The following is a 12,434-nucleotide window of genomic DNA, read 5'->3' as shown; positions in this document are numbered from 1 at the left end:
CTACCTGGCTGACGACGGCGTTACCTCGGCACCGCTTGCGGCCGGTGCGTGTGTGCCGCTCATCGCAGCCGGTGCGGGCCTGATCATCGGCGCGTACCGCGAGGCCGGCTCGTGGGGGCGCCTGATCGGTGTGGACCTCGCGGAGTGGATTGCCACCACCAGCCAACATTCCCGCTGGGCCGGGTCCTACGTGTGGTCCGCGGTGCGTGCTGCGTTCCTTGCGGTTCTTTCCGCGCTCGGACTGTCGGCGCTGCTGCTCGCCGTGACGCTAGCGATTCACTGGGCGGCCATCGCCACCATCTACGAGAGGCTCGACGCCGGCATACTGGGCGGCGCCGTCGTCACCATCGGCCAGCTCGGCTTCATTCCCAACCTCGCAGTCTGGACCCTTGCCTGGTCCTCGGGCGCCGGGTTCGCACTGGGCACCGGAAGCTCCATTAGTCCGCTGGCAACCACGGCTGGGCCGCTGCCGGCGCTGCCCGTCCTCGGCGCGGTACCTTCGGGACAGCTCGAGTACGGGATGGCTGCCCTCGCCCTGCCGGTTGTTGCGGGTATTCTGGCCGGCTGGTGGTTCTTTCGCGAGGGAGAAAACCACTTCGACGAGTGGCTGCAGCTGAAAGTGGAGGCCCGCTGGTTCACCGCCACGGCATCCACCGTCACGCTCGGGTTGTTCATCGGCGTGTTGGCCGGAGCCGGCACGGCGGTTGTCGCGTTTCTCTCCCGTGCATCGGTCGGAGTTGGCCGGTTCGTCGAGATCGGCCCCGATCCCATATGGACGGCGCTCTTCGTCGCAGCGGAGGTGGGAGTCGGCGTCGTCATCGGCTACGCAGTCAGCCCGCTGCTGGAGCGGGACTCGCGGTAGCTTCAGCGGGATCCCAGCAGTCCGCCGAGGTTGCGTAGATCCTCGTCACACTCCCGTTGGGCCTTCGATGTGAGTGCGGTTGCCATGCACTCCTCGTATTGTGCGGTGACGGGCCACAGCAGAATGGCGGCGCCGGCACCGAGGGTGAGGAAGAGCGACGCGACCAGACCTATCGTCGTCGAAATCCGTAGCAGCGTCGGGGCTTTCTGGCGGACCAGGCCAACCAGCGCGAGGATGCCGACGGTCACCGCAGCCAGCCCGAAAACAAGGCCCAGCACCTTCCAAGGGAGTGGGAAGCTGGTGCCAAGGAGGGTCCCGAGCAGGAGCAGCATGAAGACGCGCAGGAGGCCGCGGGTTGATGCAATGTCCTTGTCCGGCGGCGGCGAAGGCTGGCCCGACGGCTTTGCGGGCCTGGCTGCCGGGTCGGAGGGCGCGGGTTTGTTCATGCTTCAACCCTAGGACACACCGTGGCACATCAGCGCGGGCCGCCACCTACTACGCTTGAACCCATGCGCATCGTTGTCCTCGTGTCCGGTACAGGCTCCAATCTGCAGGCGGTGATCGACGCGGTGGAGGCCGGTGAACTGCCGGTGGAGATTGCGGCCGTCGGCGCGGACCGGCCCGGCACGTACGGGATTGAGCGCGCCGCGGCTGCCGGCATTCCCACTTTTGTGGCGGACTTCAAGCAGTACGGCAACCGCGCCGACTGGAACGAGGAACTGACCGCCCGCACTGCCTCCTATAAGCCGGACTATGTCATTTCATCCGGGTTCATGCGCATTGTCGACCAGCGCTTCCTGGATACGTTCCCCAACCGGTACCTCAACACGCACCCTGCCCTGCTGCCCAGCTTCCCCGGCGCGCATGGGGTCCGCGATGCACTCTCCTACGGGGTCAAGGTCACCGGCTGCACGGTGATGATTGCCGACGCCGGTATTGACACCGGCCCCATCCTCGCCCAGGCCGCGGTGCCGGTTTTGAAGGATGACACGGAGGAAACCCTCCACGAACGCATCAAGGTCGAGGAGCGCGCCCTGCTCATCGACACCCTCCGAGACCTCGCTTTAACGTCATCGAGTGGGCGCGAATAACGGCGTTTGCGGACAAAGGCCGTCATAGGCGCCCACTCGATGGCGTGGGGCGAGCCGCCCGGGGTTTACTCCGCGGTGATGAGGTGCGTCCGGTGGTCGTACGTGAAGGTCACCGCACCGCCGTCGTGCGCGAGCGGAATGTTGTTGCCGTTGAGTGCCCCACCGGCTCCGTAGTTCTCGGGCCAATCCTTGTTGATCGCTGCCTTGTACTCGTAGTCACCGGCAGGGAGGTCCACCGTAAGCCGCCAGAGGCCGTCATCGCCAAGCGTCATCTGCGCCTGGTCACACGCCGGGTCCCAATCGCCCGGGCAGCCCATTTCCGAGTTGAGGCTTCCCGGCACTGATACCGCATTCGGCTGGACTACCACCGGGTCACCGATGATCACCGTGCGCACGTTGCTCACTGACTCTCCAAGCACCGCCCGATACTGCAGCTGCGTGTTGTCAGGCAGATCAAGGGCGGCGATGTCGTCGGTCAGGGTGTACGCGGGTGAGGAGCTATCGGTGCCGATCTGCTCCCAGTCGCCGCCGTTCACACTGCGCTCAAAGGAAACCACATTGGTTGCCTTCTCCGGATCCGCCACGGCGCTGAGCTTGACGGCGTCCCGTACCCAGGCGTTTTCCGCAGGAGCCTGAAGCATCACGATCGGCGCAGGCGCCTCCGCGTTCACCACACCGCTGCCGGCGGTGTGACCCTTGTTGTCCAGCACCACCGCACGGTACTCCAGCGGTGTACCGGGATCGAGCGCGGCAACATCATGGAAGACGCGGTAGGGCGCGTTGTCATCCGTACCGATCGGAGTCCACTCGCCGCCGGCCGTGCGCGCTTCGAAGGTCACCTCGTAGAAGGAGGAACCGTCGAGGTCGGCCTCCACGAGCATGCGCCCGTTGTCGCCTTCCGCCGGGGTCGGTTGTGTGAGACGAACGGCCGGAGCGGCTTTGGAAGCCGGAATGCGGCCGGAAGCCTCATAGACGACGGCGGACAGCGGCGGCACCGTGATGGTGATGGTGCCGTTGCGCGCTGACTTCACGCGGTCTTCCCCCTCGCCGTAGATGGACTTGAAGGTCCTGGACGGCAGGTAGGTGGGCACCTCGGCGGTCTGCGCTTCCTCGCTGTTGTTCAGTGCCACGACGTACTCGCGCTGACGCTCCGTGTCGATTCGCGAGAAGGCGTAGATCCCGGCTCCCTCGGATGCGTAACGGTGCTGGTGGGCTCCGTTGCGCAGAGCCGGGTGTTCTTCGGTCACCTCTGCGAGCGAGCCGATGGTCTTGTACAGCGGGTGTTCCGGGTTGAAGTTGTCCTCGGCGTGGGTCGCATCGGTACCGAGGAGATCATCATCGAGGTAGTCAGCCACTTGGCTCGCGAAGAGGGTCTGGCGGGCATCCTGATCGCCGCCCGGGCCGGTGAAGCCCTGCTCGTCGCCGTAGTAGATGACAGGGTTACCGCGCGAGAAGTACATCAGTTCGTGCGCCAGTTCGTCGCGGGCAAGCAGCTCGCCCTCGCCGGCGTCCGGGTTGTCAGCGGCCACGAACCCACCGATGCGGCCCATGTCGTGATTGCCCAGGAAGGTGGGCAGGCTGTATGCGTTGGAATCGGCGTCGGTGTACCAGTCGTCGCCGATGAAGAACTGCTCAAGCTGCTGTGCGTCCGCACCCCGGGAAGCAAAGCTGCGGGCTGCCTCCTGGAACGGGAAGTCCAAAACGGCCTGCATGGAGTTGCGGGTGGTGTACTGCGAGGTGAAGTCCTTCGTGGTGTCGAAGACCTCGCCGAACATGAAGAACTCGTCCTTGCCCTGGTCATGGGCGAACTTCAGGACGTCCGGGCCGAACTCCTGCCAGAACCCGTCATCGACGTGCTTCATGGTGTCGATGCGGAATCCGTCCACACCGAAGTCGGCAATCCAGGTCTGGTAGATCTCCTTCATGCCGTCAACCACCCTGGGGTGCTCGGTGAAGAGGTCGTCCAGGCCGAAGAAGTCGCCGTAGTAGGAGTCCTCCCCGGCGAAGGTCGTGTCGCCGCGGTTGTGGTAGAGCGTCGGATCGTTCAGCCAGGCCGGAACCTTGAGGTTTTCCTCGCCCTCCTCGAGCACCGGTGCGTATGGGAAGGAGGTCTCCGCATCGAGCTCGGGGAAGTCCTCGCTGCCCGCCACATCGCGGTCATCGAACGGCACGCCGTCAGCGGTCCGGTACGGCACCTCATCCTTGGATACGTAAGGCATCCGGGTAGCGTCCTTGTACCCGATGACATCCGCGGTGTGGTTGGTGATGATGTCGAAGTAGACCTTCATGCCACGGGAATGCGCCTCGTCGATGAGCGCTTTCAGATCATCATTCGATCCGAGGTGCGGGTCGATCTGCGTGAAGTCGGTGATCCAATAGCCGTGGTAACCGGCCGAGTTATCTGCCGGCTGCACAGCCTTGTTCTTGAAGCTCGGGGTCAGCCAGATGGACGTGGTGCCCAGGCCCTCGATGTAGTCGAGCTTGTTTAGCAGTCCTTTGAGGTCGCCACCGTTATAGAAGCCTTTCCTGGTGGGATCGAAACCGGACACCATCGGATCAGAACCGAGGCCGCCGTCGTCGTTCGCTGTAGTTCCGTTCGCGAAGCGGTCAGCCATCACGAAGTAGAAGTTCTCATCCGTCACCGGCGCGCGCAGCGAGTGCTGCGCTTCGGCAGTGGTTGTGGGACTTGGGCTGTTGGGGCCGGCCGGTTTGGCCTGCGCGGGTAGGGCGGTGCCGGTCGCTGCGAGCAGGGATGCAAGCACGACAACAGTGGCGTTGCGGGCAATCATGAGACCTCCAGAGAGTGGAAAGAACCCTCATAGCGTGTCTCAGATCACATTTAGGTGTCAAATCAAATGCGGGTGCCTCTGGTTTCCGGAGCATTGAAGGCCATCCACAGCACAGCGAGCAGGACCAGCAGCCCCGTCACCGCAAAGGTCAGCGGCAGCCCCAGATACGGCCACAGCAGGGATCCGAAGATCAGCGGAACCAACCCTGCGCCGACCCGCGAGACCGTTGACGCCCAGCCGAACCCGGACCCCCGCAGCTCAGTTGGGTACAGCTCGGACACATAGGTGTAGAGGACGGGAATCGCCACCTGGATGGTGAAACCGAAGGCGAGGAGCCACGCGGTCGCCGCAGCCGGCAGCTCAAGGTTGAGCGCGAAAATCACCAGCACGACGGCGGATAGCGGGCCTGATACCGCGAGGATCCATTTCCTGCCCACCCGCTCAACCAGGAGTGCGGCCGCAACCACACCGAGGAACCCGATACCGGTCATGCCCGCCGTGGTCAGGAAGGCCACTGACTGGCGGTACCCGGAGGCGATGAGGATCTGCGGCATCCAGGTGAGGGCACCGTAGTAGACCAAAAGGATCGACAGGAAGAGACCCCAGGCGGCAAGGGTGATGCGCCAATTGAAGCGCCAGAGCGCAGTGAACTGCCCGGTCAGGCCGCCGAGCGTGAGGCGCGGATCGTCTCCAGCCGGTGGTAGGCGCCACTCGCGCACAGCCCCACCGGTGCTCTTGACCAGCTGGTCGATGACGGCTTTGGCCTCGCCGGTGCGCCCCCGCTGCACGAGGAAGAGCGGCGATTCCGGAACTGAGCGGCGCACCCAGAAGACCAGAAGCGCCGGCAGCACCATGACCAGCATGAGGTAGCGCCAATCTCCAAATGCGGCAATCAGGATCGCGGACACCACACCGCACAGCGCAGCGCCAATAGGCCACCACCCGTCCATGGCGGTGAGCACCCGGCCGCGGTGCTTCCGCGGAGTGAACTCGCCGACCAGCGCGTAATCCACGGGGATGCAGCCGCCCAGGCCGAAACCGGCGAGGAACCGGAAGATGCAGAACCAGACCAGGTCACCGGACAACGCTCCGAAGACCGTGAAGAGCGAGAAGATCAGCAGGGTCGCGGTGAACGCTTTTTTCCGCCCGATGATGTCGGCGATCGACCCCCAGGCAAACGCCCCGACCGCCATTCCAATCAGGTTGGACGTGCCAACCCAGGCTGCCTGGCCGGGCGTCAGCCCCCATTCGTCGGACAACAGCGGGATGAGGTAGCCGTTGAGGGTGACGTCCCAGGCGTCGAACATGAACCCGAGACCGCCGATGAGGAAGATCTTGCCCTGTACGCGCCACCGCCATGGCAGGTCCTGAACCACCTGGTCGCCGGTGGGAAGCTCGGTTGAAGTGCTCACGGTTCCGTCCTGACGGCGCCGCCCGGCGCTCCTCGCTCACTGCGACTGTCTGGAACACCATACCGCTGCCGTCAGGGCTGGGCTCGGTCCACCAGTTCGCGCAGAGCCTCATTCACTTTTCCGGGATGGGTGAGGTTCACCATGTGGCCGGCTCCTTCCACCAGGACCAGCTCGGCAGAGTCGATCTGCTGTGCGAGGTTTTCGCTGCGTTCAGACGGAATGACGCGATCATTTGTTCCGGCCAGGACGAGAACCGGAATGTCATCCAGAACATCCAGTGCTGCGGGAACGTTGTAGCTGACAAAGGCGGGGTAGAACGCGGAAGCCATCGACATGGGAGTGCCGATCCACATGTCCTCCACCATGCCGGCCGCTTTCTCCGGCGGGCCCTGCTCGCCGAAAAGTTTGTGGAGCAGCCAGCGCTGCCCCCACTGTCTCCGGAACGGCGCGATCACGTCGATGAGTGGTGCGGTCAGCCAAAGCGCCCAGGCAGCGACGGTAGCCAGGTGTGTCCTGACCATCGCCTGCGCCGTCTGGCGGGGCATGTTGGTCGCCGGGAGGCGCCCTGCTGCAGTCGACAGAAGCGCTACGGCGGCGATTCTCTCGGTAAAGAGTTCCGGACGTTGTTTCGCCAGCGCAAGAGTGGCCATGCCGCCCATGGAGTGCGAAACGAGGACTATCGGGATGGTGGCCGGCTGCGCATCGATGACCTGCCCGAGGTCATGGCCGAGCTGATCGATGGTGGCCCTTCGGTAACGACCCCACCCACTGGAGCCGTGCCCGCGGTGATCAAAAAGCACCAGACGCCCTGCACCCCGGAGGGCAGCACGCTGCTCATGGAATTCCTGGGAACTGGCAGCGAAGCCATGCACGAAGACGATGGTAAGCCGGGCGTCGGCATGGTCTTCAACGTCGGTATGGAGTTGAATTCCGTCGTCGACCGTGATGGTACTGCCGGGCCCTGCAACGGTGCCCTGCCGGAGATGTCGCGCGTATGAACCGCGGGCGAGCACAGCTGCTCCGGTGGCAAGCACTGCGGTAGCCAGAAAACGGCGGGCATAACTGAGGAAAGTTGTGGGCATGGCGCTTTGTGGGTCACCTTTCATTTCTGGTTTTGGAGACTGGTTGGCTGTGAATGATTCCGCCGTGTGCCGGGTGCAGGTTGGGACTCTTCACGCGATGCACCGCGCGCCGGTTCGAAGCAGCGCCAGCAAGCCCAAACCCAGACGGTGGCGAAGAGTAGGCTAACGATCGTGTCGGAGGGGTAGTGCACGCCCCAGTACAGCCGCGACAGCAACACTCCGAGCACGATGAGCGGCGCGAGGATCAGCCCGAGGTCGCGCAGGCGGGATCGGGTCCAGGCCCGCAGCAACAGAGCCAACCCGCCGTAAAACACAACTGCCGCGGCAACGTGCCCGGACGGGAATGAGGAGGTGGGCGGAACTCCTTCGGAGAGGTGGTCAACGTCCGGTCTGGGTCGTCCCACGATCACCCCGGTGATCAGATACAGGGCGGTTTCTCCCACCACGGCAGTGATCAGGAAGATCGTTGGAGCGCCTCGCCGGGTGGCTGCGGAGAAAATTGCTCCGGTAACAATCAGCGCTCCAATGATTCCCCCGGTCGTTCCGAACGATCCGGCCATGGTGGCAAGAGCATTCCACGTGTCGGTGCGATTCTCGGCGAACCACTCCACCACCGCCTGGTCGAAGGAGCGGACAGGAGAAAGCACCCCTGTAATGAGCAGTCCCAACCCGATGACCGCGCACGCGAGCAGCAGCCATGTACCGCAAAGTATGAGGACGCTGCGACCCCCGCCAGCCAGGAGCGGTTCCCGAACTGGAACCGGCACTAACGCGCGCCGGTCCTCAACCGGCAAACCGGAATGAAGAACCGGCAAGGGCCCGTCCCGCCTGCGCCAGCGTCGGAAGGCCCATGCGCTCACGCACAGCCAGGTCAGGCCGATCAGCCAGCCACCGAGAACCGCCCACAGGGACACCGCATCTGTGATGGCTCGGATAGCTTCCACGGCAGCCGCCGCCACCACGATTCCGATGATCGTCCAGGTTTTGCCCCGGCCTGGGATTACCGGCAGGAACACCAGTAGCAGCGCCCCGCACGTCACAACCAGGTGAACGGAACCCACCGAGAACAAGGTACTTCCGCCCTTGGACACGGCGAGCGCCTTCGTCAGAAGAATTCCTGCGCCGACCAGAATCGCCGCACCTGCCGTCACAACGCCCAGATAAACCGCCAACGGGTAGAGACGGCGGATCAGCAAGCACACAACTACTACAGGCAGGATCAGCCATCCGGCCTGGGCAGCGATTTCGGCAACATAGCCGACGGCGCCGCCGAGCACGCTCAGGAAACCGTTGCTGGGCGGTTCGCTGAGCTGCGACTGAGGCACAAGCGCCTCGTAGGCCAAGCCGATGCCGACCAGCGCGAGCATCCCCACGGTGCTGTGCAGGAGGAACCGGCCCAGCCCATCACTCAACTCTGCTGCCATACGGAATCCCTTTCGGTGTTCCAGGTCTTGACGACGGTCCAGATGACGGCGGCGACGGGTACGGCGAGGATCGCTCCGATGACGCCGGCAAGGATCGCTCCCACCGCTAGCGCGAGCAGGACCACCAACGGATGAAGTTTGACGCTCTTGCCCATGATGATTGGCTGCAGAAGGTTACCCTCCAACTGCTGAACAAGGACGACGGCGACTGCCAGGGCGAGCGCGGTGCCGGCGCCATTGGTGACGAAAGCGACGAGGACGGCGAGAAGTCCGGTCACGGTTGCGCCGATGACCGGGATGAATCCTCCGAGGAAGACGATGGCTGTCAGGGGCAGGGCAAGGGGAACTCCGAGCAGAACCATGGCCAGCCCAATCCCTGCTGCGTCGATGAGAGCGATGATGGAAATGCCTCGGACATAGGCTCCCATGGTTTCCACGGCGTTCTTTCCCGCGCGTCGCGTCCTTTCCAGGCGTTCACCTTCAAGGGGGCGGATCAGGAAGGACCACATGGCCTGGCCATCCTTGAGGAAGAAGAACAGAACCACAATCATGAGAAGCAGCGCGGTCAGGAACGTGGCGACGGTGTTGAGTGCGGCAAATGCATCGCTCAACGACATGCCCTCGGTGATGGATTGAACTGCATTTTCACGCGCTTGACGCAATTCCTGTTCCGAGAAGGGCAGCGGGCTTCGCGCGATATTCTCTGCAAGCCTGCTGAGCCCGGCTTCAGAATTGGCCCGGAGTTTGTCCCACTGGGTGTAGATGGAATAGGCCACCGCCGCACCGGTTCCGAGAAGGGCAGCCAGGCAGACGAAGAGGGAGATGAAGGTGGCCGCGGATTTGGGTAGCCCGCGACGCTGCAGGAGGTGGACCAGCGGGCTGATCGCGGCGGTCAGCAGGAGGGCGATCAGGACGGGTATGAGAACCAGCTTCACAGCGCTCAGCGCCATGACGGCTATGACGGCTGCGAAGACCCCGAAGATGAGCACGTGCAGCTTTACCGCGGCGTGCCCCAGACCGGTGCTCCAGACGCTCCTTCTCCCAGTGGGCTGGTGGGCACTCATTGTCGTGCCGAGCTCTGGATGGTTGAGGTTTGGTCCTTCCACATGGACAGGAATATCCCGGCGATGATCGCGCCGGCTCCGCCCACGGCTATATCGATCAGAGTGTCGATATAGCCGACGTGGATTCCCTTGGAGATGAAGGCGTTGCCTGCCCACTCCGCGAATTCCCAGAGCACTGCCACGGTGATGCCGAAAGCGAAGGTCAGGACCACAATCGAACGTGACGGAAGGGCTTTGCCGACGGGGCTACCGGGAGTGACTTCGGTGCTTGCCAGCAGGAGGTAGAGCACCGCTGCCGATGAGCCGGCCGTAATGAAGTGCACCAGGATGTCCCACCAGGTGATCGCCTCGTAGAGACCGGCTACGCCGCTCCACGTAGCCAGGAGAATGGTAGCGCCGAATGCCGCATCGAAAGGGCCGGCCAGGCGGGCGAGCCGCAGACCGATCAATCCGGCGCTGACTACCGCAAAAGCGAGGATCTCGGGAATCCCATACCAGAGCACGGCGAGCACAATGCTGATGATCGAGGCGATCCTGACGACGTCGCCGATTCGTCGCCAACGGTGATGGGCGTCATTGCTGTGCTTGTGGGTATGCACTGGATCAGCCTTTCTTGTGCGCTTACTGTAGGTTCGCCGTGAGCCGGCATGCGTTGTCGAAAAATCTCTGGTGCAAGGGTCGTTTGCTCCACGAGGATAAGTCCAGTCTGCTGCTTTCAGCGGCGTAGTGCGCCGCTAGTTCTTCTAGTTCGCCCACAATGCGCCGGTCCAGCACCAGAAGGCTGATTTCCTGATTGAGCTCGAAGGAACGTACGTCCATGTTCGAGGAGGCGATGACGGAGGTGTAACTGTCAATGATGACGAACTTGGAATGAAGCACAAACGGCTGTCGATAGAGGTGAATGTTGACCCCCGCCCGCAGGAGTTCTTCGTAGTAGGAACGCTGTGCGTGATGGGTCAGTACATGATCAGAGGTAGCACCCAGATGCACATCCACGTCAATTCCGCGCTGAGCAGCCGATGTCAACGCAATCAGCAGCGACTCGTCCGGAACCAGGTAAGGGCTGCAGATGACCACGCGCTGCTCTGCCCCGTAGATGAGGTGATTGAACAGACGTAGATTATTCGAGTTACCCAGTCCCGGACCGCTGGGAACCAGTTGGCAGTAACTGGGCAAGGGTTGGGAGCCCAGCGCGTTCCTGACGGGTCCTGTCGATGGGGCTGCCGCCTGAAGTTGGATATCTTCACGCGTTTCTATCTCATGCGTTTCCGCTGACCAGTCCGCGACGAAAACGGTATTCAACTGGGCAACCGCCGGGCCTTCGACCTCGACCATCAGGTCGATCCACTCGAAGTTCTTTCGCCGGTTTCGCTTCTTGTTGTAGCTCGCATCGATGATGTTCTGTGAACCGGTGAAACCCACCCGGTTGTCCACGACCACGATCTTCCGGTGATTCCTTAGGTCCGGGCGCTGGTATTGGAAGCGCGGCGGTGCAACGGGTAGCATTTTCTGCCAGCTGATGCCTGCAGCATCCAGTCTGGACACCGCAGCTCGGTAACCTGGGAAACCTTTGCTGCCCAGATGATCGAGCAGAACGCGCACCTGGACGCCGCGGTCATGTGCTTCTTCGAGGGCAACAAAGAAGCGGTCGGTCGTGGAATCGGCGGCGACGATGTAGAACTGCGCATGCACAAAGGACACCGCCTGCTTTACACACCGCGTCATTGCCTCAAGGCTTTCGTCGTAGTCGGTGTGCAGGGTCAGCTCGTTTCCTGCCGTCAGCGGGGTCGCTCCGTTATTCCGGTTGAGCGTGACCGCAGCAGAGACCGCCGGTGGGATCCGTGCGAGCCGCACATCGAGTTCCGCCTTCTTCCGGGCAGGATCATCGTTCCCCCGTAACTCATCGGCCAGGCGGTGCTCGAAGGCTGCACGGCTGCCACGCAGCCGGAGTCTGCCAAAAAGCAGGAAGATCAGCAGACCGGCGATTGGGAAAAAGAAGATCAGGGCGAGCCAGGCAAGGGCAGAGGAAGGGCGCCGATTGTGGGGGACAGTACCTAAGGCTGCGACGCGGATCAGAAAATCCACGACGACGAGCCACGTCACGGTCTGGCCGGCGGGGGAGCCCCACCACGAGAGGAAATCCATACTCAGGGCGCAGACGCGGCGTCGACCTTGACCGATGTGGCCAACAGGTAAGGGTCATCCTCCCACTGCTCGTAGACTGTGTCGTCCAGGTCGACGCCCAACTCCTCCTCGACCGCCTCAACGTCCAGATACTCGTGAACAGTACCGTTGATGATCAGCGATTGCCCGGGCTCCAACTGTGGAACCTCCCCGTCGTGAACAACCAGTAGCGGGTTCACCGTCGTGTCATCCATACCCGCGATGGTGAACGCCCGTGGGTCGAGTGGTTGCTTGACTTGTGCGGATAATGTCACTTCTTCGCCGAAGTAGATCGTCAGCTCGTCCCAGAAATTCTGGTCATACACTTCGTCGTAGGGTCCGGAATCGAGGGAGTTGTCGGACTCCTCGTCGCCGGCAATGAAACCAGCGTCCGGATCCTCAAGATCCACCCCGGCTTCATAGACGCTCTGCTCTCCGCAGCCGGCCACTCCGAGCACTGCAGCCGGCAGTACGGCAATCGTCGCTGCTTTCTTTGCCCATGTCTTTCTTGTTATCGAGCCCATCATTTCCTCCATTGGTGGAACCT

At 62.9% G+C, this 12,434-nt stretch carries 11 protein-coding genes; 2 read left to right on the top strand and 9 right to left on the bottom strand.

Translation table 11 applies throughout. From position 1 onward, the window contains the following. On the top strand, positions 1–862 hold an 862-nt coding region (locus P4U43_RS07885), incomplete at its 5' end, for a cell division protein PerM (protein WP_277358227.1). A 2-nt stretch (positions 863–864) separates the two neighbouring features. Here the strand turns inward: P4U43_RS07885 and P4U43_RS07880 are convergent. Next, entirely contained in the window at positions 865–1,308 is a 444-nt protein-coding gene (locus tag P4U43_RS07880; RefSeq protein ID WP_277358226.1) for a hypothetical protein, read from the bottom strand. A gap of 63 nt (positions 1,309–1,371) precedes the next feature. Here P4U43_RS07880 and purN point away from each other — a divergent pair, with 63 nt between their 5' ends. After that, the gene (gene purN / locus P4U43_RS07875; protein ID WP_277358225.1) at positions 1,372–1,953 is read left to right on the top strand and encodes a phosphoribosylglycinamide formyltransferase; all 582 of its coding nucleotides are present in this window, start codon (positions 1,372–1,374) and stop codon (positions 1,951–1,953) included. 65 nt (positions 1,954–2,018) lie between these two features. On the opposite strand, the gene P4U43_RS07870 is transcribed toward purN, so the two are convergent. The 8 genes from P4U43_RS07870 to P4U43_RS07835 form a co-directional block, all read right to left on the bottom strand. Next, positions 2,019–4,742 carry an alpha-amylase family glycosyl hydrolase gene (locus P4U43_RS07870; RefSeq protein WP_277358224.1) on the bottom strand — a complete coding sequence of 908 codons (2,724 nt, stop codon included), beginning with the start codon at positions 4,740–4,742 and terminating at the stop codon, positions 2,019–2,021. A 62-nt stretch (positions 4,743–4,804) separates the two neighbouring features. Continuing rightward, entirely contained in the window at positions 4,805–6,154 is a 1,350-nt protein-coding gene (locus tag P4U43_RS07865) for an MFS transporter (RefSeq protein ID WP_277358223.1), read from the bottom strand. Between the two features lie 71 nt (positions 6,155–6,225). Further along, entirely contained in the window at positions 6,226–7,236 is a 1,011-nt protein-coding gene (locus tag P4U43_RS07860; protein WP_277358222.1) for an alpha/beta fold hydrolase, read from the bottom strand. Between the two features lie 20 nt (positions 7,237–7,256). Then, complete coding sequence (locus P4U43_RS07855) at positions 7,257–8,660, bottom strand: phosphatase PAP2 family protein (protein ID WP_277358221.1); 1,404 nt, start codon at positions 8,658–8,660, stop codon at positions 7,257–7,259. Then, positions 8,645–9,724 (bottom strand): AI-2E family transporter, encoded by a 1,080-nt coding sequence (locus P4U43_RS07850; protein ID WP_277358220.1) that lies wholly within the window; start codon positions 9,722–9,724, stop codon positions 8,645–8,647. The genes P4U43_RS07855 and P4U43_RS07850 overlap by 16 nt, the downstream gene beginning before the upstream one ends. Next, the gene (locus P4U43_RS07845; protein WP_277358219.1) at positions 9,721–10,323 is read right to left on the bottom strand and encodes a hypothetical protein; all 603 of its coding nucleotides are present in this window, start codon (positions 10,321–10,323) and stop codon (positions 9,721–9,723) included. The genes P4U43_RS07850 and P4U43_RS07845 overlap by 4 nt, the downstream gene beginning before the upstream one ends. A gap of 22 nt (positions 10,324–10,345) precedes the next feature. Continuing rightward, the gene (gene cls, locus P4U43_RS07840; RefSeq protein ID WP_277358218.1) at positions 10,346–11,869 is read right to left on the bottom strand and encodes a cardiolipin synthase; all 1,524 of its coding nucleotides are present in this window, start codon (positions 11,867–11,869) and stop codon (positions 10,346–10,348) included. A 2-nt stretch (positions 11,870–11,871) separates the two neighbouring features. Then, positions 11,872–12,423, bottom strand: a complete 552-nt coding sequence (locus tag P4U43_RS07835) for a hypothetical protein (protein ID WP_277358217.1) — start codon at positions 12,421–12,423, stop codon at positions 11,872–11,874. Positions 12,424–12,434 lie beyond the last annotated feature (11 nt).

This window comes from Arthrobacter vasquezii, from assembly GCF_029455255.1.
Lineage (GTDB): Bacteria > Actinomycetota > Actinomycetes > Actinomycetales > Micrococcaceae > Arthrobacter_D > Arthrobacter_D parietis.
This window is presented reverse-complemented; position numbering and strand designations above follow the sequence as displayed.